17 protein-coding genes are annotated in these 22,661 nt (G+C 71.1%); 5 read left to right on the top strand and 12 right to left on the bottom strand.

The genetic code is table 11. The features are described from left to right. The first annotated feature begins 74 nt into the window (after nucleotides 1-74). On the top strand, nucleotides 75-293 hold the full coding sequence (locus IE206_RS04460) for a hypothetical protein (RefSeq protein ID WP_189960539.1): 219 nt from the start codon (nucleotides 75-77) through the stop codon (nucleotides 291-293). A gap of 71 nt (nucleotides 294-364) precedes the next feature. Here the strand turns inward: IE206_RS04460 and IE206_RS04455 are convergent, their stop codons facing one another. Genes IE206_RS04455 through IE206_RS04445 form a run of 3 tightly spaced genes read right to left on the bottom strand, consistent with a single transcriptional unit; the run spans nucleotide 365 to nucleotide 4,375 of the window. After that, entirely contained in the window at nucleotides 365-853 is a 489-nt protein-coding gene (locus IE206_RS04455; RefSeq protein WP_189960538.1) for a glutathione peroxidase, read from the bottom strand. Between the two features lie 31 nt (nucleotides 854-884). Then, nucleotides 885-1,766, bottom strand: a complete 882-nt coding sequence (locus IE206_RS04450; protein WP_189960537.1) for an acyl-CoA thioesterase — start codon at nucleotides 1,764-1,766, stop codon at nucleotides 885-887. Nucleotides 1,767-1,801: 35 nt separating this feature from the next. After that, nucleotides 1,802-4,375 carry a DEAD/DEAH box helicase gene (locus IE206_RS04445; protein ID WP_189960536.1) on the bottom strand — a complete coding sequence of 858 codons (2,574 nt, stop codon included), beginning with the start codon at nucleotides 4,373-4,375 and terminating at the stop codon, nucleotides 1,802-1,804. 84 nt (nucleotides 4,376-4,459) lie between these two features. On the opposite strand from IE206_RS04445, the gene IE206_RS04440 reads away from it, so the two are divergent. Next, on the top strand, nucleotides 4,460-5,251 hold the full coding sequence (locus tag IE206_RS04440; protein ID WP_189960535.1) for a metal-dependent hydrolase: 792 nt from the start codon (nucleotides 4,460-4,462) through the stop codon (nucleotides 5,249-5,251). A 298-nt stretch (nucleotides 5,252-5,549) separates the two neighbouring features. On the opposite strand, the gene IE206_RS04435 is transcribed toward IE206_RS04440, so the two are convergent. After that, entirely contained in the window at nucleotides 5,550-7,331 is a 1,782-nt protein-coding gene (locus IE206_RS04435; RefSeq protein WP_189960534.1) for an ABC transporter ATP-binding protein, read from the bottom strand. Next, nucleotides 7,328-9,166: an ABC transporter transmembrane domain-containing protein gene (locus IE206_RS04430; RefSeq protein WP_189960533.1), complete on the bottom strand. Its 1,839-nt coding sequence runs from the start codon at nucleotides 9,164-9,166 to the stop codon at nucleotides 7,328-7,330. The genes IE206_RS04435 and IE206_RS04430 overlap by 4 nt, the downstream gene beginning before the upstream one ends. A 161-nt stretch (nucleotides 9,167-9,327) precedes the next feature. Between IE206_RS04430 and IE206_RS04425 the strand changes: the two genes are divergently transcribed. Next, nucleotides 9,328-10,935: a peptide-N4-asparagine amidase gene (locus IE206_RS04425; protein ID WP_226598721.1), complete on the top strand. Its 1,608-nt coding sequence runs from the start codon at nucleotides 9,328-9,330 to the stop codon at nucleotides 10,933-10,935. Between the two features lie 34 nt (nucleotides 10,936-10,969). On the opposite strand, the gene IE206_RS04420 is transcribed toward IE206_RS04425, so the two are convergent. The 3 genes from IE206_RS04420 to IE206_RS04410 all read right to left on the bottom strand — a co-directional run bounded on the left by IE206_RS04420 (nucleotide 10,970) and on the right by IE206_RS04410 (nucleotide 16,110). After that, nucleotides 10,970-12,358, bottom strand: a complete 1,389-nt coding sequence (locus tag IE206_RS04420) for a Gfo/Idh/MocA family protein (RefSeq protein WP_189960532.1) — start codon at nucleotides 12,356-12,358, stop codon at nucleotides 10,970-10,972. A gap of 322 nt (nucleotides 12,359-12,680) precedes the next feature. Beyond that, the gene (locus IE206_RS04415; RefSeq protein ID WP_189960531.1) at nucleotides 12,681-15,629 is read right to left on the bottom strand and encodes an FAD-binding and (Fe-S)-binding domain-containing protein; all 2,949 of its coding nucleotides are present in this window, start codon (nucleotides 15,627-15,629) and stop codon (nucleotides 12,681-12,683) included. 22 nt (nucleotides 15,630-15,651) lie between these two features. Continuing rightward, nucleotides 15,652-16,110 carry a MarR family winged helix-turn-helix transcriptional regulator gene (locus IE206_RS04410; RefSeq protein WP_189960530.1) on the bottom strand — a complete coding sequence of 153 codons (459 nt, stop codon included), beginning with the start codon at nucleotides 16,108-16,110 and terminating at the stop codon, nucleotides 15,652-15,654. A gap of 117 nt (nucleotides 16,111-16,227) precedes the next feature. Between IE206_RS04410 and IE206_RS04405 the strand changes: the two genes are divergently transcribed. Further along, nucleotides 16,228-18,039 carry an ABC transporter ATP-binding protein gene (locus IE206_RS04405; protein ID WP_189960529.1) on the top strand — a complete coding sequence of 604 codons (1,812 nt, stop codon included), beginning with the start codon at nucleotides 16,228-16,230 and terminating at the stop codon, nucleotides 18,037-18,039. Nucleotides 18,040-18,114: 75 nt separating this feature from the next. Here IE206_RS04405 and IE206_RS04400 read toward each other — a convergent pair whose 3' ends face one another. Continuing rightward, nucleotides 18,115-18,267 (bottom strand): hypothetical protein, encoded by a 153-nt coding sequence (locus IE206_RS04400; RefSeq protein ID WP_189960528.1) that lies wholly within the window; start codon nucleotides 18,265-18,267, stop codon nucleotides 18,115-18,117. Between the two features lie 162 nt (nucleotides 18,268-18,429). Here IE206_RS04400 and mltG point away from each other — a divergent pair, with 162 nt between their 5' ends. Next, nucleotides 18,430-19,260, top strand: coding sequence for an endolytic transglycosylase MltG (gene mltG, locus IE206_RS04395; protein ID WP_189960527.1), 831 nt, complete (start codon nucleotides 18,430-18,432; stop codon nucleotides 19,258-19,260). 27 nt (nucleotides 19,261-19,287) lie between these two features. On the opposite strand, the gene IE206_RS04390 is transcribed toward mltG, so the two are convergent. Genes IE206_RS04390 through IE206_RS04380 form a run of 3 tightly spaced genes read right to left on the bottom strand, consistent with a single transcriptional unit; the run spans nucleotide 19,288 to nucleotide 22,649 of the window. After that, nucleotides 19,288-20,373: an NAD(P)-binding domain-containing protein gene (locus IE206_RS04390; RefSeq protein ID WP_226598720.1), complete on the bottom strand. Its 1,086-nt coding sequence runs from the start codon at nucleotides 20,371-20,373 to the stop codon at nucleotides 19,288-19,290. Nucleotides 20,374-20,424: 51 nt separating this feature from the next. Further along, entirely contained in the window at nucleotides 20,425-21,633 is a 1,209-nt protein-coding gene (locus tag IE206_RS04385) for an LLM class flavin-dependent oxidoreductase (protein WP_189960526.1), read from the bottom strand. Continuing rightward, on the bottom strand, nucleotides 21,633-22,649 hold the full coding sequence (locus tag IE206_RS04380) for an ABC transporter substrate-binding protein (RefSeq protein WP_189960525.1): 1,017 nt from the start codon (nucleotides 22,647-22,649) through the stop codon (nucleotides 21,633-21,635). The genes IE206_RS04385 and IE206_RS04380 overlap by 1 nt, the downstream gene beginning before the upstream one ends. Between the last annotated feature and the right edge of the window lie 12 nt (nucleotides 22,650-22,661).

The raw sequence follows: 22,661 nt of genomic DNA, 5'->3' as shown, positions 1-22,661 counted from the left end.
TCACACCAGGGATGACGCACATTCGCGCTGATACGTTCGTATCAACGGGTGAGGATTCAAACGGGAGAGGAACCATGAAGTACGACGTGTTGCAGATCGTCGGCGCGATCATGATGGCCCTGTTCACTCAGGGCGCGATCCGACTGCTCATCGACCACGACAACCGCGGACTGCTCGGCTGGATCCCCGCCGGATTCTGGGCCCTGCTCTGCGCGTACGCGGTCGTGATCGCCGCCGGAGTGATCCTCACGAGCTGGTCGCATGCGCACGCCAAGACGCTCGGGCGCCGGTGACCGGAGCCGGGTGCGCGAAAGGCGCCCCCGCCCTCGGAGGAGGGGGGAGCGCCTTGGCGTCAACTGCCGGGTCAGGCAGGGAGGTTGGCCTCGATGAGAGCGACGACCTCGGGGGCCTCCGGCTCCGTGCGGGGGCGGATCCGGGCGGCCACCTCGCCCTGCGGGGTGAGCAGGAACTTCTCGAAGTTCCACTGGATGTCGCCGGCCTCGCCGTCGGCGTCCGCGGTCTTCGTCAGCTCCGCGTACAGCGGGTGCCGGCCGGCGCCGTTCACATCGGTCTTCTCCAGGAGCGGGAAGGTCACGCCGTAGGTCGCCGAGCAGAACGTGCCGATCTCCTCGGCGGTGCCGGGCTCCTGGCCGCCGAACTGGTTGCACGGCACGCCGAGCACGGTCAGGCCACGGCCGCCGTACTCCTTCTGGAGGCGCTCGAGGCCCGCGTACTGCGGGGTCAGACCGCACTTGGACGCCACGTTCACCAGGAGCACGGCGCGGCCCTTGTAGTCGGCGAGGGAAGTCGGCTCGCCGGTCAGGGTGCGCAGCGGGATGTCGTACAGGCTCATCGGTAACTCCTTCTGGAATAAGGTGAGTTGATCAGTCGGTGGGGGCGGTCAGGGGTCGGAAGAGGCCCTCCTGGACCACCGACACCAGCAGTTCGCCCTCGCGGTTGTAGATCCGGCCCCGGGCCAGGCCCCGGCCGCCCGTGGAAATGGGGGACTCCTGGTCGTACAGGAACCACTCGTCGGCGCGGAACGGGCGGTGGAACCACATCGCGTGGTCGAGCGAGGCCATGTCGAAGCCGCGCGGCCCCCACAGCGGCTCGACCGGGATGCGCACCGCGTCCAGGAGCGTCATGTCGCTCGCGTACGTCAGCGCGCAGGTGTGCACCAGCGGGTCGTCGCCCAGCGGGCCGACCGCCCGCATCCAGACCGCGCTGCGCGGATCCGCGTCCTTGATCTCCTCGGCCGTCCAGCGCAGCCGGTCCACGTACCGGATGTCGAACGGCTGGCGGCGCGCCATCCGCTCCAGCGCCTCGGGAAGGGCGCCCAGGTGCTCGCGGATCTCCTCGGTGACCGTGGGCAGCGACTCCGGCTCGGGGAAGTCCAGGCGCGGCGGGAGCTGGTGCTCGATGCTGCCGGGCTCCGGGCGGTGGAAGGACGCGGTGAGGTTGAAGATCGTGCGGCCCTGCTGGACGGCCGTGACCCGCCGGGTGGTGAAGGAACGCCCGTCGCGCACCCGCTCCACCTGGTAGACGATCGGCACGCCCGGACGCCCCGGACGCAGGAAGTACGCGTGCAGCGAGTGCACCGGGCGCTCGCCGTCCGTGGTGCGCCCGGCCGCGACCAGGGCCTGGCCCGCGACCTGCCCGCCGAAGACCCGCTGGAGGGACTCCTCGGGGCTGCGGCCACGGAAGATGTCGACCTCGATCCGCTCCAGGTCGAGCAGGTCGACGAGTCTCTCCGCAGGGTTGGTCATGTCGTCGCAGTCCTCTCGCAGAATGGGGGGCGCGGTCAGAGCTCGCCGACGTCGGTGACGCGCACCACGGCGCGGCCCTCTTCGTCGGAGGCCGCCAGATCGACCTCCGCGCTGATGCCCCAGCCATGGTCGCCGTTCGGGTCGGCGAACGTCTGGCGGACGCGCCACAGCCCGTGCGCCGTGTCCTCCTCGATCGCGAGCAGCTTGGGGCCGCGCGCGTCGGGACCGGTGCCGAGGTCGTCGTACTCGTCCCAGTACTTGTCCATCGCCTCGCCCCACGCGTCCGCGTCCCAGCCGGACTCCGCGTCCAGCTCGCCGAGCGCGTCGACGTTGTCCAGGGCGGCCAGCTCGACCCGGCGGAACATCGCGTTGCGCACGAGTACGCGGAAGGCGCGGGCGTTGGCCGTGACCGGCTTGACCTCGTCGGCCTTCTCCTGGGCCTCCTCGGCCGTCTGGATCTCGGGGTTCGCGAGCTGCTCCCACTCGTCCAGGAGCGAGGAGTCCACCTGGCGCACCATCTCGCCCAGCCAGGCGATGAGGTCTTCGAGGTCCTCGGTCTTCAGGTCGTCCGGGATGGTGTGGTCGAGCGCCTTGTACGCGCTCGCCAGATAGCGCAGGACGATGCCCTCGGTGCGCGCCAGCTCGTACCAGGAGGTGAACTCCGTGAAGGTGAGCGCCCGTTCGTACATGTCACGGATGACGGACTTCGGCGAGACCGGGTGGTCGCCGACCCACGGGTGCGACTTCTTGTAGACGTTGTACGCGTGCCAGAGCAGCTCTTCCAGCGGCTTCGGGTACGAGATGTCCTGGAGCCGCTCCATGCGCTCCTCGTACTCGACGCCGTCCGCCTTCATCCGGCCGACGGCCTCGCCGCGCGCCTTGTTCTGCATCGCGGCGAGGATCTGCCGCGGGTCGTCCAGGGTCGACTCGACGACCGAGACCATGTCGAGCGCGTACGACGGCGACTCCGGGTCCAGGAGGTCGAAGGCGGCGAGCGCGAACGTCGACAGGGGCTGGTTCAGGGCGAAGTCCTGCTGGAGGTCGACGGTGAGCCGGATCGTGCGGCCCTCGGCGTCTGGGGTGTCCAGCTGCTCCACCACGCCGCCGTCGAGCAGCGAGCGGTAGATCGCGATGGCCCGGCGGATGTGCCGCAGCTGCGCCTTGCGCGGCTCGTGGTTGTCCTCCAGGAGGTGCCGCATCGCCTCGAAGGCGTTGCCCGGCCGGGCGATCACCGAGAGCAGCATGATGTTGGTGACCCGGAAGCGGGAGGTCAGCGGCTCGGGATCGGAGCCGATCAGCTTCTCGAAGGTGGTGTCCGACCAGGCCACGAAGCCCTCGGGGGCCTTCTTGCGGACCACCTTGCGGCGCTTCTTCGGGTCGTCGCCGGCCTTGGCGAGCGCCTTCTCGTTCTCGATGACGTGCTCGGGCGCCTGGGCCACCACGAACCCGGCGGTGTCGAACCCGGCCCGCCCGGCGCGGCCCGCGATCTGGTGGAACTCACGGGCGCGCAGGGTGCGTACGCGGTTGCCGTCGTACTTGGTGAGCGCGGTGAACAGGACCGTACGGATCGGCACGTTGACGCCGACGCCGAGGGTGTCCGTGCCGCAGATGACCTTCAACAGGCCCGCCTGTGCGAGCTTCTCGACCAGGCGGCGGTACTTGGGCAGCATGCCCGCGTGGTGCACGCCGATGCCGTGACGGACGTAACGGGACAGGTTCTGGCCGAACTTGGTGGTGAAGCGGAAGTTGCCGATCAGGTCGGCGATCTTGTCCTTCTCCTCGCGCGTACACATGTTGATCGACATGAGCGACTGCGCCCGCTCGACCGCCTGCGCCTGCGTGAAGTGCACGATGTAGACGGGCGACTGCCGGGTTTCGAGCAGCTCGGTCAGCGTCTCGGTGATGGGCGTCGTCACGTACTCGTACGAGAGCGGCACGGGCCGCGTCGCCGAGCGGACCACCGCGGTCTCGCGGCCGGTGCGGCGGGTGAGGTCCTTCTCGAACATCGAGACGTCGCCGAGGGTGGCCGACATCAGGACGAACTGCGCCTGGGGGAGTTCCAGGATCGGGATCTGCCAGGCCCAGCCGCGGTCGGCCTCGGCGTAGAAGTGGAACTCGTCCATCACGACCTGGCCGATGTCGGCGTGCTTGCCGTCGCGCAGCGCGATGGAGGCGAGCACCTCGGCGGTGCAGCAGATGACGGGCGCGTCCGCGTTGACGGAGGCGTCACCGGTCAGCATGCCGACGTTCTCGGTGCCGAAGAGCTTGCACAGGTCGAAGAACTTCTCCGAGACCAATGCCTTGATCGGCGCGGTGTAGAAGGTCACCTCGTCCCGGGCCAGCGCCGCGAAGTGCGCACCCGCCGCCACCAGGCTCTTTCCGGAGCCGGTCGGGGTGGAAAGGATCACGTTGGCCCCGGACACGACCTCGATCAGCGCCTCCTCCTGGGCCGGGTACAGGTTGATGCCCTGGTCCTCGGCCCAGGTGGAGAAGGCCTCGAAAAGGGCATCGGGGTCGGCACTCGGCGGCAGCTGATCGATAAGGGTCACGACCCCATCTTGCCTGGCGCGGGACCGGAAGCGGGAACCGGCCGTCGCCATGAAGATCATCGCAGGTAGGCTGCCAGCTCGGCCCGTCCCCGGACAGGCCGTCAACTGAGCTCATGAGCAAGAGGAATGGGGCGGGGCACGGCCATGATGGGACCAGCTCACTCACTGTCGGGGGCCGCGGCCTGGCTCGGGGTGGGCGCGGCAGCGGCCGCCGCCGGACACGCCATGCCGTGGCCGGTGCTCGTCGTGGGCGCCCTGATCACGGCGGGTGCGGCCCTCGCGCCCGACCTCGATCACAAGTCGGCGACCATCTCGCGCGCCTTCGGGCCGGTGTCGCGCGGCCTGTGCGGCATCGTCGACGAGCTGTCGCACGCCGTCTACAAGGCGACCCGTGGCCCCGGCGACCCGCGTCGCAACGGCGGCCACCGCACCCTGACCCACACCTGGCTGTGGGCCGTCCTGATCGGGGCGGGCGCCTCGGCGGCGGCGGTGTTCGGCGGGCGCTGGGCGGTCCTCGCGATCCTCTTCGTCCACCTCGTCCTCGCCGTGGAAGGGCTGCTGTGGCGGGCCGCCCGGGTCTCCAGCGATGTGCTGGTGTGGGCGCTCGGGGCGACCAGTGCGTGGATCCTGGCGGGCGTCCTGGACAAGCCGGGCAACGGCTCCGACTGGCTCTTCAGCGGGCCCGGTCAGGAGTACCTGTGGCTGGGGCTGCCGATCGTGCTCGGCGCGCTCGTGCACGACATCGGCGATGCCCTGACGGTCTCGGGCTGCCCGATCCTGTGGCCGATCCCGCTCGGACGCAAGCGCTGGCACCCCGTCGGACCGCCGAAGGGCATGCGCTTCCGTGCCGGCAGCTGGGTGGAGCTGAAGGTTTTGATGCCGGCGTTCATGGTGCTGGGCGGGATAGGGGCGGCGGGGGCGCTGAACTTCATTTGACGGCTCTGCTCCGCCTCCGGCGAGGCTCGCCCCCGCCCCGCCCCTTCCCGAAACCCTCCGGGGGTGGGGGAAGGGGAGGCCGGGTCTCCTGGGGCTCTGCCCCGGAGCCAGGGGCGCGGGGCTGTGACATGTGCGGCTCCGCCGCGATGGGGGTCCCCCCTGTTCGAGCCTGTTCGAGCGAGGCCGAGAACTTGGGGGAGCGACCAGCCACGCACGGCCCGCAGCCGACAGCGAACCGAGGCCCTGGGGCAGGGGCCCAGCACCACAATGCCGAGCCCCCCCCGCAGCGCGCCGCAGGCTAGCCGTGCCAGGACCGCCACAGTGCCGCGTACGCGCCATCCGCCGCGACCAGCTCGTCATGGCTGCCCAGCTCGCTGATCCGGCCGCGCTCCACCACCGCGATGACGTCCGCGTCGTGCGCCGTGTGCAGCCGGTGGGCGATCGCCACCACCGTGCGGCCATCCAGGACGCGGGCCAGCGAGCGTTCCAGGTGGCGGGCCGCCCGCGGGTCCAGGAGCGAGGTCGCCTCGTCCAGGACCAGCGTGTGCGGGTCCGCCAGCACCAGCCGGGCCAGTGCGATCTGCTGGGCCTGGGCCGGGGTGAGCGACAGGCCGCCCGAGCCGACCTCCGTACCGAGGCCGTCGTCGAGCGCCCGCGCCCAGCCGTCCGCGTCGACGGCCCCGAGCGCCGCCCACAGCTCGGCGTCGTCGGCGCCCGTGCGGGCGAGCAGCAGGTTGTCCCGCAGCGAGCCCACGAACACGTGGTGCTCCTGGTTGACCAGTGCGACATGCTCGCGCACCCGCTCCGCCGGCATCCGCGACAGCTCGGCCTCGCCAAGCGTGACGCGGCCCTCGCGCGGCGAGTAGATCCCGGCCAGCAGCCGGCCGAGCGTCGACTTGCCCGCCCCGGACGGCCCGACCAGGGCGACCCGCGTGCCCGGAGCCACCGACAGAGACACCTCGTGCAGCACGTCCACGCCTTCGCGGTAGCCGAAGCGGACCTCGTCCGCCTCGACGTGCCGCCCGTCGGGGCGGACCTCGGCGTCACCCGCGTCGGGCTCGATGTCCCGCACGCCGACCAGGCGCCCGATCGACACCTGGGCCACTTGGAGCTCGTCGTACCAGCGCAGGATGAGCCCGACCGGCTCGACCAGCATCTGGGCAAGGAGCGCGCCGGTGGTGAGCTGGCCGACCGTGATCCAGTCCTTGAGGACGAACACCCCGCCGATCGTCAGCACCGACACCATGATCGTCATGTGGGTGACGCTGACCACCGGGAAGAGCACCGTGCGCAGCCACAGCGTGTACCGCTCCCACGCCGTCCACTCCTTGACCCGCTGGTCCGAGAGCGCGATCCGGCGGGCGCCGAGGCGGTGTGCCTCGACCGTGCGGCCCGCGTCGACCGTCTCGGTCAGCGCGGAGGCGACCGCCGCGTAACCGGCGGCCTCCGAGCGGTAGGCGGCGGGCGCCCGCCGGAAGTACCAGCGGCAGCCCACGATCAGGACCGGCAGCGCGATCAGCACCGCGAGGGCAAGGGGCGGAGCCGTGATCCCGAGCGCGCCGAGCAGCAGCGCCGCCCACACCACGCCGATCGCCAGCTGCGGCACGGCCTCGCGCATCGCGTTGGCCAGCCGGTCGATGTCCGTGGTGATCCGGGACAACAGGTCGCCCGTACCGGCCCGTTCGAGCACGCTCGGCGGCAGCCCGACCGACCGCACCAGGAAGTCCTCGCGCAGATCGGCCAGCATCTCCTCGCCGAGCATCCCGCCGCGCAGCCGCACCATCCGCACGAACACCGTCTGGATGATCAGCGCGGTCGCGAACAGGGCTGCCACGCGGCCGAGGTGAAGGTCGCGGGACCCCTTCGAGAGGTCCTCCACGACGCCGCCGAGCAGGTAGGGGCCGACCATGGAGGCGAGCACGGCGACCGCGTTCACTCCGACCAGGACCGAGAACGCCCTGCGGTGGCGCCGCATGAGTTCCTTCACGTAGGAACGCACCGTCGCCGGGGTGCCCACCGGCAGGGTGGTGGCCGACTGCGGGGCCGCCGGGTCGTACTCCGGTGCTGCCACGCCGATCATGCCGACTCCTCCACTTTCTCCATCGTCCGTGACGTCGTCCGTGACGCCGCCTGCGACATCGTCTTCGACTCTTCCTCGTCCGTCTCGCGGGTGACGACCGCGCGGTAGCGGGCGTCGGTGTGCACCAGTTCGCGATGCACGCCCACCGACGCGACCTCGCCGTCGTGCACGAACACGATCCGCTCGGCCAGGTCGAGCAGCAGCGGCGACGACGTGAACACGACCGTCGTCCGCCCCGCCCGCAGCCGCTTGATGCCGTCCGCGACCCGCGCCTCGGTGTGCGAGTCGACCGCCGAGGTCGGCTCGTCGAGCACCAGGACCTCGGGGTCGGCCACCAACGACCGGGCAAGCGCCAGGCGTTGGCGCTGCCCGCCCGAGAGGGACCGGCCGCGCTCGGTGATCCGGGTGCTCATCGGGTCCTGTCCGTCGTCGGCCGAGGCCTGCGCGAGCGCCTCCAGTACGTCACCGCACTGCGCCGCCGCCAGCGCGTCCGCCGCCTCGACCTGTCCGGACGAGGGCACGTCGAGCAGCTCGCGCAGCGTGCCCGAGAGCAGCACCGGGTCCTTGTCCTGGACCAGGACGACGGTGCGGGCGCTGTCCAGCGCGAGCCCGTCGAGCGCGACCCCGCCGAGGAGCACCGACGCCAGCCCGTCCGACTCCGCGGCATGTCCGCCGAGCCGGTCCGCGAGCCGACCGGCCGCGTCCGGGTCGCCGCACACCACGGCCGTGAACCGGCCCTCGGGTGCCAGCAGCCCGGTCGCCGGGTCGTACAGGTCACCGGACGGCAGAGCCCGCTCCGGCCCGGACGGCACCCCCGTGTCCGTCCCGGCCGGGTCGGTGACCCGCTGGATCGCGAGCACCCGCGCCGCCCGCTTCGCGGAGGGCCGCGAGAACGAGTACGCCATCGCGATCTCCTCGAAGTGCTGCAGCGGGTACAGCATCAGCGTCACCGCGCTGTACACGGTGACCAGTTCACCCACCGCGATCCGTCCGTCGAGCGCCAGATGCGCGCCGTACAGCACGACCGTGATGAGCAGCAGTCCGGGAAGGAGCACCTGGACCGCCGAGATCAGCGACCACATGCGGGCGCTGCGCACCGCTGCCCGGCGGACCTCCTGCGAGGCCTCGCGGTAGCGGCCGAGGAACAGTTCCTCGCCGCCGATGCCGCGCAGCACGCGCAGCCCGGCGACCGTGTCGGACGCCAACTCCGTTGCCCGGCCCGCCTTTTCGCGCTGGATGTCCGCGCGCTTGGTGGCGCGCGGCAGCAACGGCAGGACGGCGAGCGCCAGTACGGGCACGCCGATCGCGACGACGATGCCGAGCGCGGGCTGGTAGACCAGCAGCCCGACACAGATGATCACGAGGGCGGCGGCGGCCGCCGCGAAGCGCGAGAGCGCCTCCACGAACCATCCGATTTTTTCCACGTCGCCTGTTGACACCGCCACCACTTCGCCCGCCGCGACCCGGCGCGTGAGCACCGAGCCGAGCTCGGCGGTCTTGCGCGCCAGCAGTTGCTGCACCCGGGCGGCCGCGGTGATCCAGTTGGTGACCGCGGTGCGGTGCAGCATCATCTCGCCGACCGCGATGGCCACGCCGAGCAGCACATTGAGCGCCGCCGCCAGCGCGAGCCGGCTGCCCGAGCGGTCGACGGCCGCCTGCACGGCGAAGCCGACGGTCAGCGGCAGTCCGGCGATGCCGCACTGGTGGAGCAGTCCCCAGGCGAGGGACTTGAGCTGGCCGCCGAGCTGATTGCGGCCCAGCCAGTAGAGGAAGCGGGGACCCGAGCGGACGTCCGGTTCGCCTGGATCCGTAAAGGGAAGATCGCGAATCTGCATGACGTCCCGGGATTCCTTGCATCGAGTGGCTGGAACCGTGCAAGGTTCGCCTTTTTCACTTACGGATTTCAATCGATTTTTCCGCGTTGGGGCCCAGAACCCGCCATGGTCCGCCCCTCGGGTCTGGCGTCCCGGCCGCGCTCGCGCTTCACTCCTGACCCATGAGACGACGAAGGATCATGTCCATGCTCGGCGGCCTCACCCTGGCCGCCGGTCTGCTGCTCGGCGCGGGCCCGGCCGCCGCTGCCGACACCCCGCCCGCCGAGTTCGGCACCGACTGGCACGACCCGCTGACCGCGGCGCCGCCGGTGGCCACCCCGCACACCAAGTCCTGCCAAGTCACCCTGGCCGAGGCCAAGTTCCGCGACTACACGCCCTACAAGGGGAGTTACGCGCCGCCCAAGGGCTGCGGGGACCGCTGGAGCAAGGTGGTGCTGCGCCTCGACGGCAAGGTCAAGGGGCGCCAGTACGACCGCCTCGGCTATCTCCACGTGGGCGGCGTGGAAGTGCTGCGCACCTCGACGCCGGAGCCCTCGGTGGACGGCATCGCCTGGAACGTCGAGAAGGACGTCACGCGCTACAGCGACACCCTCCGCGCCGCGCAGCCCGTCGAGATGCTCATCGGCAACACCGTCGACGACACCTACACCGGCGTCATCGACGTCAGGGTGACGCTCACCTTCTACGCCGCCGAGGGTCGCACCGCGCCCGCCGCGACCCCCGACAAGGTGCTCCCGCTGGACACCCCGCAGGTCACCACCCCGCGCAACGCGGAACGCGTCGTCGCCGAGGTGTACGCGACCGGCTCGGGCGGCGGCTGCGAGGAGTTCTGGTACCTCGCGGTCCCCGACCCCGCCGCCTACTCCTGCAAGGCGCCCGCCGGGCCGAACCGGGAGGTGCAGGTCAGGGTCGACGGCCAACTCGCCGGAATAGCCGCCCCGTTCCCCACCGTATGGACGGGCGGCTGGTCCAACCCCTTCCTCTGGTACGTCGTTCCCGCGCCCCGCGCCTTCGACGTGAAGCCCGTCGAGTACGACCTGACGCCGTACGCGGCACTGCTCAACGACGGCCGCCCGCACCAGGTCGAGGTGTCCGTCGCCGGAGTCCCCGCAGGACAGTCGGGCTGGTCCACGCCCACGAACCTGCTGGTCTGGCAGGACAAGGGCAGCAAGGTCGTCACCGGCGCGCTGACCCGGCACGACGAGACGAAGCCGGTCAACTCGACGACGTACAAGCCGGGTTCACCGGAACTGCGTCTCGACGCGAGCAGCAGCCACCGGCTCACCACGGCCGGCTACCTCGACACCTCGCACGGCCGCGTCACCACGACGGTGGCCCGCTCGGTGTCGGCCGACTCGGTGCACCGCTGGACCGAGGGCGAGAACACCGATGCCCTGAAGGGGAGTTGGCGCGACGACGAGAGTGTGACGACGGACGGCCGTGGCCCGGCGGTGACCGCCCGGAACAACCGGACCTACACGATGGACGGCACGACGACCATCGCCGCGGACAACCGGCTGCGCACCGTCATCACCCTCGGCGACCGCGCGGACGCCGTCACCCTGCGCGGCGCGCGCCCCACCGCCTTCTCGCACCTCGACGACACCTATCAGGGTGACGCGTCCTGGACGATGAACGTGCCGCGCGAGCAGCGCCACGCGGTCGGCACCTCCGCCGAGCGCTACCGCCTGTACGGCTCGGACGGCTGCTACGACCGCAGCCTGAAAACGGCCCAGGGTGCCCTGACGGAGGACGTCCGGCACTGCTGAAACGCGGGTGCCCCCGGACAGGGGGCACCCTGCTTCACACTTCTGCGGGCTTCTCGGAGTCCATCCCGGGCCGGGGCTTCTTCCACTCGCCGCGCGTGAAGTCGGGAATCCGCTGCGGCATGCCGTGCTGCTTGATCGACAGATTGCTCAGCGGGACCGGCGAGGTCCACGTCGCCGCGTCGTACACGTCGAAGTCGGGCACGAGACCCAGGCGCATGCACTGCATGAGGCGGAACACCAGCATGTAGTCCATCCCGCCGTGCCCGCCGGGCGGATTGGCGTGCTCCTTCCACAGCCAGTGGTCCCACTCGGCGTACTTCGAGAAGTCGCCCCACTCGTCGTTCTTGTGGTCCGGCTCGATGTAGATCCGCTCGGGGTAGTCCTCGAAGAGCCCCAAGGTGCCGCCGAGGCTGTTGATCCGGCTGTACGGATGCGGCGTCGAGACGTCGTGCTCCAGGCGGATCACCCGGCCCCTGGCGGTCTGCACGAGGCTGATCGTGCGATCGCTCTCGATGTAGGTCTCCTTCCAACTCGGGTCGCCCGCAGGCATGTTGGCGGCTCGGTACTGGGCCAGGCCGAGCGAGGGCGAGCCGACGCTGACGATGCTGACCGCGCGGTCGCCCCGGTTGAGGTCCATGTAGTTGGCGACCGGGCCGAAGCCGTGGTTGGGGTAGAGGTCGCCGCGCAGCCGGGTGTGCCAGAGCCTGCGCCACGGGCCTTCGTAGTACGCGGGGTCGAACATCAGGCCCCGCAGATCGTGGTTGTACGCGCCCGCGCCGTGCAGCAGATCCCCGAATTTGCCCGCGTGCGCCATGCGCAGCACCCGCATCTCGTTGCGCCCGTAACAACAGTTCTCCAGCTGCATGCAGTGCCTGCGGGTGCGTTCGGAGAGGTTCACGAGGTCCCACAGCTGGTCCAGCTGGAGCGCGACGGGGCACTCCACGCCGACGTGAACCCCGTTCAGGAGCGCCGACTTGGCGATCTCGAAGTGCGAGTCCCAGGGCGTGGCGACATGCGCGAAGTCGATGTCACCGCGCTTGAGCAGCTGCTCGTAGTCGTGGTCCCCGTGCACGTAGACGGCCGGCGCGGGCTGCCCGGCGGCCACGACCTTGGCGGCGGCCCGCTCGGCCTTCGCCCTCACCGGATCGCACAACGCCACCACCTTGACGCCGGGCACGGCGAGATAGAGCTCGATCATCGCCCCGCCCCGATTGCCGAGCCCGATCAACGCGACCCGCACGGCCGAACGCCGCTGAAAGGGCACCCCGATCATGGTCCCGCCCTGGCGCCGGGGTTCCCGCGCGGAAACCTCCTCCGCTGCGGCGGGTGTGGCCCCGAGAGCGAGCCCGGCCCCGGCGGCCCCCGCGGCCCCCAGAACCGACCGCCGACTGACCTCGTGCTGCTCCGGCACCGCGTCGTTCATCGAACCTCCTGGTGAGAGACAGGAATCCCATGGGCTGACGTTTGTGAGACCTTTACCGAACTCAGGTAGCGACCTTGGTGGGTGAGGCGGGCGATGCGCAAGAGGGCGGGTGCGCGTGTCGGGGTGCGAAGAGTGGCTTTGCGGAGCCCCGATGCAGTACTGAGCGCCCTACAGGGGCGCGGGGCTGTGACATGGTGCGGCTCCGCCGCGATGGGGGTCCCCCTGTTCGAGCGGAGCCGAGAACTCGGGGGAGCGACAAGCCCAGGACGACCTGCACCCGGGCCCCGCACCCGGACCCCGCCCCGGCGCCCAGCACTCGCGCCTAGCTCCGCCTCAAATACCCCGGCCCCGGCCGAGTCGCCCGCTCAAGCTCAAGAATCACGGAGTAGTACCGCCGCCCGGTAGCCCGCTCCAGCCCCACCTCACACATCCGGTTGGCCGACAGATGCGCCTCGTAGGGGCGCGAACCAACCTCAACCGCCTCCCGCGCCGTGGCCGAAGCGGTCAGCTCGGGATGCAGCATCCCGCGGTCCCCCGCAAACCCGCAGCACCCCGCATCGTCCGGCACGACGACCTCCTCCGCGCAGGCCGAGGCGACGGCCCGCAACGACGCCTCGTCGCCCAAGTGCCTCATGGAGCACGTCGGATGGAGGACGGCCGACCGTGCCGTGCGCAGAATCGTGAGGTGCTCAAGCAGCTCCTCCGCGGCCCACACCACGGAGTCGACCACCTTCAGCTCGCGGTGCAACTCCCGGTTGTCGTCGGTGAGATACGGCACCACCTCGTGCGCGATGCCGAGCGTGCACGATGATGCGTCGACGACCAGCGGGAGCAGGCCGCCTGCGGTCCAGCCCCACGCGGCCCGGACGATGCGGTTGGCCATCACCGCGTTGCCCTCGGCATACCCCTTGGAGTGCCAGATCGTGGCGCAGCAGGTGCCCGCGACGTCGTCCGGGATCCACACCGGCCGCCCGGCGCGTTCGGACACGGCCACCAGGGCCTGGGGGAGCGAGGGCCCGCGGAAGCCCTCGGGTTCGCCGAAGATGCGGTTGACGCAGGCCGGGTAGTACACGGCCGAGGCGCCGACCCGCTCGGTGCGGGGGAGCGATGCAGGGGCCGCGCCCGGGATCTGGGGCAGCCACTCCGGTACGAGATCGGGGCGCACGGCCCGCCGGGCGAGGCCGGTCGCCCGCTCCAGAAGCCGGTCGCCGACCTTGTCCGCCGCCGCGACGGCGAGGCGCACGGAGGCCTCGACCGCCTTGAAACGGCGGGCGGCGAGCGCGGCGACGCGCTCCTCGCGCGGGCTGTGCCGCCGGTGCCGGAACTCCCTCATCAGGGCGCCCGTGTCGATGCCGACCGGACAGTCGAGGGCGCAGGTGGAGTCACCGGCACAGGTGTCGACCGCGTCATAGCCGTACGATTCGAGCAGCCCGGCCTCCACGGGCGAGCCGTCCGGCTGGCGCATCGACTCCCTTCGCAGCACGATCCGTTGGCGGGGTGTGGTGGTCAGGTCGCGGCTGGGGCAGGTCGGCTCGCAGAAGCCGCACTCGATGCACGGATCGGCGATCGGCTCCACCTTCGGGATTGTCTTGAGCCCTCGAAGGTGCGCCTGCGGGTCGCGGTCGAGCACGATGCGCGGCGCCAACACCCCGTCGGGATCGATGACTTGCTTGGTGCGCCACATCAGCCCGGTCGCCTTCGGCCCCCACTCCAGCTCCAGGAACGGGGCGATGTTGCGGCCCGTGGCGTGCTCGGCCTTGAGCGACCCGTCGAAGCGTTCCACCGTGAGGCGGCAGAACTCGTCCATGAACGCCGCGTACCGCTCGACGTCGGACGGCTTCGACGCGTCGAAGGCGAGCAGGAAGTGCAGGTTCCCGTGCGCGGCATGGCCGGCGACGGCCGCGTCGAAACCGTGCCGGGCCTGGAGTTCGAGCAGCGCGGCACAGGCCTCGGAGAGGCTGGACGGCGGTACCGCGAAGTCCTCCGTGATCAGCGTCGTACCGGAGGGCCGGGACCCGCCGACCGCGGTCACGAAGGCCTTGCGGGCCTTCCAGTACCCGGCGATCGTCCGCGCGTCCCGGGTGAGTTCGTTGGTCACCGAGGCGACGGGCGCGACGAGGTCGAGCCCGGCCATCACCGCGGCGGCGGCCCGCTCGTACGCGTCCTGCGCCGCCTCGTGGGGCGCCCGGAACTCCACCAGGAGCGCGGTGGTGTCCTTGGGCAGCCCGGCCCAGTCGGCGGGCACCCCCTTGACACGGACGGAGGCCCGCAGCGTATTGCCGTCCATCAGCTCGACGGCGATCGCGCCCGCCTCGTTGAACAGCGGCACGGCCGCCGCCGCGGCGGGCAGCGAGGGGAAGAAGAGCAGCGCCGTGGACACCAGGCGGTCCAGCGGCAGCGTGTCGAAGACGACCTCGGAGATGAAGCCGAAGGTGCCTTCGGAGCCGACCATCAGCCCGCGCAGGATCTCGACGGGCGTCGCCCCGTCGAGGAACGCGTCCAGGCGGTAGCCGTTGGTGTTCTTGATCGTGTACTTGGCGCGGATCCGGGCGGTCAGCTCCGCGTCCGCCTCGATCTCCGCCTTGAGGGCCAGCAGTCCCTCGCAGAGCCGGGGTTCGGCATGCGCGAGGTCCTCGTCGGCCGCCGGATCGCCGGTATCGACGACCGTGCCGCTCGGCAGCACGAAGGTGAGCGAGGAGACGGTGCGGTACGAGTTGCGGGTGGTGCCCGCCGTCATGCCCGAGGCGTTGTTGGCGACGACCCCGCCGACCGTGCAGGCGATCGCACTCGCCGGATCGGGCCCGAGCACCCGGCCGTGCCGGGCGAGCGCGGCATTGGCGCGGACGACGGTGGTCCCCGGAAGCACCCGCGCCCGCAGCCCGTCGTCGAGCACCTCGATCCCCGCCCAGTGCCGGCGCACGTCGACCAGGATGTCCTCGCCCTGCGCCTGCCCGTTCAGGCTGGTGCCCGCCGCCCGGAAGACGACTTCGCGGCCCCTGCCGTGCGCGTACGACAGGACCGCGGAGACGTCGTCGATGTCCTCGGCGACGACGACGGCCTGCGGGACGAAGCGGTACGGGCTGGCGTCCGAGGCGTACCGTACGAGGTCGGATACCTTCCAGCACACCTTGTCCGCGCCGAGCAGCGCGATCAGCTCCGAGCGCAGCGGCTCGGGAGTGCCGGCCGCCAGGCGGTCGGGGACCCGGTCGGGCGACGGCTCGCGGCGCCCTCGCGGGCGCAGGCTTCCCGGATCTGGCTCAAGGAGTGGCATGGCCACGGCCTCCTCGGGTCCGTCAGCAGCGGCGCTCCGGAGATCCGTCCACCAGAGCCGTAAGGAGTCCGCCGAGCACCTCGCGCTGGTCGGCGGTCAATGGAGCCAGGATCTCCTCCGCGGCGCCCCGGCGCGCGCTGCGCAGGGCACGCAGCGTGGCGCGGCCCGCGTCCGTGAGCTCGATGCGGATCACCCGGCGGTTGGTCGGATCCGGCACCCGGCGCACGTTCCCGCTCTCCTCCAGCGCGTCGACCAGCGTGGTCACGGCGCGCGGGACCACTTCGAGGCGGGCGGCCAGATCGGCCATGCGCGGCGGCTCGTTCCAGTGCGCGACCGTGCGCAGCAGCCGGGACTGCGCGGGCGTGATGCCGACCGGCTCCAGGTGCTGCTTCTGGATCCGGTGCAGTCGGCGGGTCAGCCGCAGCAACTGCTCGGCCAGCAGGCCGTCGGCGTCGGGGGCCCGGGAAATGTGTGGCTGCATAGGGGAACAATAACAGGACCCCGTTCATTGTGAGTATAGGTAACAATGAGCTATGCTCCCGAAGTCATCGCCGTTGCGCCTTCGGGCGGACGCCCTCACACCCTGTCGAAGGAGCCCATGCGCCCCGAACAATCCACCTGGACACCCCCGCCCCGCGGCGCCGAGCCGCGAGAGCCGGCCCAGATCCGCCGCATCCTCGGCCTGTTCCGCCCCTACCGCGGCAGGCTCGCGATCGTCGGGCTTCTCGTCGCCGCGTCCTCGCTGGTCTCGGTCGCCTCGCCGTTCCTGCTGCGCGAGATCCTCGACGTGGCCATCCCGCAGAACCGCACGGGCCTGCTGAGCCTGCTCGCCCTCGGCATGATCGCCACCGCTGTCGTGAACAGCGTGTTCGGCGTGCTGCAGACGCTCATCAGCACCACCGTCGGCCAGCGCGTCATGCACGACCTGCGCACCGCGGTCTACGCCCAGCTCCAGCGGATGCCGCTCGCCTTCTTCACTCGGACGCGCACCGGCGAGGTGCAGTCCCGCATCGCCAACGACATCGGCGGCATGCAGGCGACCGTCACCTCCACCGCGACCTCGCTGGTCTCCAACCTCACGGCCGTCGTCGCCTCCGTCGTCGCGATGCTCGCGCTCGACTGGCGCCTGACCCTCGTGTCGCTGGTCCTGCTGCCGGTGTTCGTGTGGATCAGCCGCCGGGTCGGCCGCGAACGCAAGAAGATCACGACCCAGCGCCAGAAGCAGATGGCCGCCATGGCCGCCGAAGTCACCGAATCGCTGTCGGTGAGCGGCATCCTGCTCGGCCGCACCATGGGCCGGGCCGACTCGCTGACCAAGTCCTTCGCCGCCGAGTCCGAGCGCCTTGTCGACCTCGAAGTCCGCTCCAACATGGCCGGCCGCTGGCGCATGTCCACCATCGGTATAGTCATGGCCGCCATGCCCGCCGTCATCTACTGGGCGGCCGGCATAGCCCTGGAGACCGGCGGCCCCTCCGTCTCCATCGGCACCCTCGTCGCCTTCGTGTCGCTCCAGCAGGGGCTGTTCCGGCCCGCCGTGAGCCTGCTGTCCACGGGCGTCCAGATGCAGACCTCGCTCGCCCTCTTCCAGCGGATCTTCGAATACCTCGACCTGCCGGTGGACATCACCGAGCCCGACGAGCCGGTACGCCTGACCAAGGCACGCGGAGCCGTCCGCTTCGAAGGCGTCGACTTCCACTACGACGACAAGCAGGAGCGGCCCACCCTCTCCGGCATCGACCTGTCCGTGCCCGCGGGCGGCAGCCTCGCCGTGGTCGGCCCCACCGGCTCCGGCAAGTCCACGCTCAGCTACCTGGTGCCGCGCCTGTACGACGTGACCGGCGGCCGCGTCACTCTCGACGGCGTCGACGTGCGCGAGCTGGACTTCGACAGCCTGGCCCGCTCGGTCGGCGTGGTCTCCCAGGAGACGTACCTCTTCCACGCCTCGGTCGCCGAGAACCTCCGCTTCGCCAAGCCGGAAGCCACCGACGAGGAGCTGGAGGAGGCCGCCCGCGCCGCCCAGATCCACGACCACATCGCCTCGCTGCCGGACGGCTACGACACCCTGGTCGGCGAGCGCGGCTACCGGTTCTCCGGCGGCGAGAAACAGCGCCTGGCCATCGCCCGTACGATCCTGCGCGACCCGCCCGTCCTCATCCTCGACGAGGCGACCAGCGCGCTCGACACCCGTACCGAACACGCCGTCCAGCAGGCCATCGACGCGCTCTCCGAGGGCCGCACCACGATCACCATCGCCCACCGTCTGTCCACCGTGCGCGACGCGGACCAGATCGTCGTCCTCGACGGCGGCCTGATCGCCGAGCGCGGCACCCATGAGGAACTGCTCGACCGGGACGGCAGATACGCCGCCCTGGTCCGCAGGGACGCCGAGCTGGCCCCGGTCCAGGGCTGAGCGCCGGTGTCCCCGCACACGGCGACGCCGCCGCTCCCGTGGGACGGGGAGCGGCGGCGCCGGGCGTGACGATCGTCAGACGAGCCAGCCGATGAAGTGGAGGACGCCGGCGAGCAGGCCAGTAATGAGGTTCATGGTGGTGCTTTCTCCTTGTGCGGTGGGCATCGGACGGATGCCGCTGTGGGACTGCGCAACTCCGGTCTGCAGCCCGTCGCTTGCGCCCGTCAAGCATCCTTCGCCACAAGGGAGTTGAGCAACGAATGGCGTGACGATCACGCGTACCGGCGAACAACCGATCCCCTGTTCGTGTGTTCCCCAAGGCTGGGCGCGTTACGTGTCGATCAGTGGTGAATGTCTGATTTGCCTTATATCTGGAGGTAGCGTGCCGCCATGAGTGAGACCTCGTACCGTCGACGGGCCGGGCTGTCCCGGCGTGGCCGACTGCTCCTCCTGCTGGCGTTCGCGCTGCTCGTGGTCAACGCTGTGGCGCTCTTCCTGCTGCTGCGGGAGACCGGGGCCCCGGCCCGGACGCTGGTTGTGCCGGAGGGATGGCGGGCGAGCCAGGTGTACGCGGCCGTCGACAAGGGTCTCGATCTGCCGCCCGGGACCACGAAAGCCGCCGCCGCCAAGGCGCACCTCAAGCTTCCGGCCGAGGCCAAGGGGAACCCCGAGGGGTATCTGTACCCGGCGACGTACCCGATCACGGACGACACGACCCCCGGCGGGCTGCTCGCCTACATGGTCGCGACCGCCAACAAGCAGTTCGGGCCGGATCGGACCGCCGTGCGCACCCGGCACGGCAGGCTGACGGCGTATCAGGTGATGACCATCGCAGGAATCGTGCAGGCCGAGGCCGAAACCCCCGCCGACATGGGCAAGGTCTCGCGCGTCATCCGCAACCGCCTGGCCCTCGGCATGCCGCTCCAGATGGACTCGACGCTGAACTACGCGCTCAACCGCTCGACGCTGACCACCACGGCGGCCGAGACCAGGACCGACAGCCCGTACAACACCTACCAGCACAAGGGCCTGCCGCCGACGCCCATCGGAAACCCGGGCCGGCAGGCGATGAGCGCCGCCCTGAACCCGCCCCCGGGCAACTGGCTCTACTTCGTGACGGTGGCCCCCGGCGACACCCGCTTCACCGACAGCTATGCCCAGCAGGAGCTGAACGTGGCGGAGTTCAACGAGAACCGGAAGAAGGCGGCCAAGGCGGCCTGAGCCGGCTGTCGCCCCCGGGCGGGCCGGCTACACCCCGACCGGATTCCGGTCGAGCAGCCGCTTGATCTCGCGCACCGCCGCCCGCCCGGCCCGGTTCGCGCCGATCGTCGATGCCGAAGGGCCGTAGCCGACCAAGTGGACGCGCTCGTCCCTGGCCGCCCTGGTCCCCTCGATGCGGATGCCGCCGCCCGGCTCGCGCAGCCGCAGCGGGGCGAGATGGCCGACGACCGGGCGGAACCCGGTCGCCCAGAGGATGACGTCGGCCTCGATGGTCCGCCCGTCGTTCCAGGCGACCCCGTGCTCGGTGATCCGGTCGAACATCGGAAGCCGGTCCAGGACCCCCTTGGCCCGCGCGGCGCGGACGGCGTCGTTCAGCGGCAGGCCCGTCACCGAGACCACGCTCCTCGGCGGCAGCCCGAGCCGTACCCGTTCCTCGACCATCGCCACGGCCTCGCGCCCGGCGTCCTCGTCGAACGGGCCCTCGCGGAACACCGGCGGCCGGCGCGTCACCCACGTCGTGCCCGCCGCGACTTCGGCGATCTCCATCAGATGCTGGGTGCCCGAGGCTCCGCCGCCGACCACGACGACCCGCTGCCCCGCGAAAGCGCCGGGGCCCGGATAGTTCGCGGTGTGCAACTGCCGCCCCCGGAACGTCTCCTGGCCCGGATGGCGCGGCCAGAACGGCCGGTCCCAGGTCCCGGTGGCATTGATCAGCGCCCGCGTCGCATAGCCGCCCTCCGAGGAGGTCTCGACGAGCAGCCGCCCTCTTTCGCCCTCCCGTACGGCGCCGACGTCGACGGGCCGGTGCACCCGCAGATCGAAGGCGTCCTCGTATGCGCCGAAATACCCGCCGATGACCTCCGAGGAGGGGCGGTCCGCGGTGGCCCCCGTCAGCTCCATGCCGGGCAGCGCGTGCATGCCGTGCACCTTGGCGTACGTGAGTGAAGGCCAGCGGAACTGCCAGGCGCCGCCCGGTCGCGGCGCGTGGTCGAGCACCACGAAGTCGCGGTCGGGCTCCAGGCCGGCCCGCCGCAGGTGGTAGGCGCCGGACAGGCCCGCCTGCCCGGCGCCTATGACCACCACGTCCACGTCTCGCACCCCGAAGTCGTTCACGGTTCTACTAACCGCGCGAGGGGCGGGGATCTTCCCGGAGTCAGGGCCCGCTCAGCGCCCGCCGCCCACCAGGAGCGGAGCGCCGCCCGGTGCGGAGGCCGGGCGCCCGTTCGCTGCGGGCACCCCGAGCAGCGGCGAGGCCGGGATCCTCGGCAGCAGACCGCGCGAGGCGAGCTCGGGAGTCACCCCCTCGCCGAACCAGTACGCCTCCTCCAGGTGCGGGTAGCCGGAGAGCACGAAGTGCTCGATGCCGAGGTCGTGGTACTCCTCGATCCGGTCGGCCACCTCCGCATGGCTGCCGACCAGCGCCGTGCCCGCGCCGCCCCGCACGAGCCCGACGCCCGCCCACAGATTCGGCGAGATCTCCAGGTCGGCCCGCGAGCCGCCGTGCAGGGCGAGCATCCGCTGCTGGCCCACCGACTCGCTCTTGCCGAGCGCCTGTTGGGCCGCCGCGATCGTCTCGGCGTCGAGATCGCCGAGCAGCCGGTCGGCCGTCGCCCACGCCTCGCTCGACGCATCCCGCGAGATGGTGTGCAGGCGGATGCCGAACCGCACGGTGCGCCCCCGCTCCTTTGCGAGCCCCCGGATCCAGTCGATCTTCTGCTTCACCTGCGCGGGCGGCTCGCCCCAGGTCAGATACACATCCGCATGGTCGGCGGCCACCGGCCCGGCCGCCGCCGACGAGCCGCCGAAGAAGATCTCCGGCAGCGGATCCGGCGGCAGAGCGGTCAGCCCGCCCTCCACCTGGTAGTGCTCGCCGTCGAAGTCGTACGGCCGCCCGCGCCAGACACCCCGTACGACGGACAGGAACTCCGAGGTCCGCGCATAGCGCCGGTCGTGGTCCAGGTGGTCGCCGAAGCGGCGCTGCTCGGTCGAATCGCCTCCGGTCACCACGTTGAGCAGCAGCCGGCCGCGGGTGATGCGCTGATAGGTGGCCGCCATCTGCGCGGCGAGGACGGGGGAGATGACGCCGGGCCGGAAGGCGACCAGGAACTTCAGGCGCTCGGTGTGCTGGGCGAGCGCGGCCGTCGTGAGCCAGGCGTCCTCGCACCAGGTCCCCGTCGGCGTCAGGACCGCCTCGAACCCCAACTGCTCGGCCGCTTTGGCGATTTGGGCCAGATACTCGATGTCGGGCGCGCGCACCCCGGTGACCGGGGTGATCCGCGAGCGTTTGATGCCCCCGTCGGTGTAGGCGTGGCGGTCGACCAGGGTCCGGCCGTCGCCGCCGGTGGGCAGGAACCAGTGCAGATGGACGGTCATCAGGAGGAGGCCTTTCCGTACGAGCGGGGCGCGGTGGTGGAGGCGGGCAGCGAGCCGTTGAAGCGCGTGTCGACGTAGTCCTTGAAGGAGAAGCGGCGCGGAATCAGCTTCAGGCCGGCGAAGGTATCGGCGATCTGCTGCTCCGAGGCGATCGCGGCATCGTCCACGGCCACCGTCACGCGGGTGCCGTTGCTGCGCTTCACCGAGTCGAGCGCCACGGAGTAGGGGAGCCCGGTCTCCTTCGACCAGACCTTGGCCCAGGCCTCGGGGTGCTTGAACACCCAGTCCTGGGCGCGGTTGAGGCGCTGGAGGTAGTCCCCGACGGCCTTCGCCTTCGCCGGGTCGCCCAGCGCGGCGGGCGCCGCGACCTGGAACCCGAGGCCGTTGACGACCCCCTCGCCGGTGGCGAGCACGCGCCCCTTCTTCGAGCCGAGGACCTGCGAGGTGTACGGGTCCCACACCGCCCAGGCGTCGACCTTGCCGCGGTTGAACGCGGCAAGCGCGTCGGCGGGCTGGAGATAGCTCAGCCTGACGTCGCCGATGCCGAGCCCGACCTTCTTCAGCGTGGCCAGCAACTGGTAGTGGGCGGAGCTCCCCTGGGCCACGGCGACCGACCTGCCCCTGAGGTCCGAGGGCTGCTTCAGCGGGGAGTCCTCGGGCACGAGGATCGCCTCGCCGGCGGACGAGCCGTGACTGGCCGCGACCACCTTGATCTTGGAGTCGGCGCCCGCGGCGAACACCGGCGGCGTGTTGCCGACCGCGCCGATGTCGACGGCCTTGGCGTTGACCGCTTCGAGCAGCGGCGGGCCCGAGGTGAACGTCGACCACTTGATCTTGTAGTCGAGGTGGTCGAGCTCACCGGCCGCCTTGAGGATGGCCTCGGAACCGCCTTTCTGATCACCGACGTTGAGCGTGACACTGCCGGAGGTCTTGGTATCGGCAGCCGAGTTCCCGCCGCAGGCGGCGAGGAGCACGGTGAGCGGCAGGAGCAGAACGGGCAGGGTGTGGCGTCGCATGAGTACGTGCAT

It is taken from the genome of Streptomyces violascens (genome assembly GCF_014649955.1).
In the GTDB taxonomy this organism is placed as follows: Bacteria; Actinomycetota; Actinomycetes; order Streptomycetales; family Streptomycetaceae; genus Streptomyces; species Streptomyces violascens.
The sequence above is the reverse complement of the archived record's forward strand: the minus strand, read 5'-3'. Positions and strand labels throughout refer to the sequence as shown.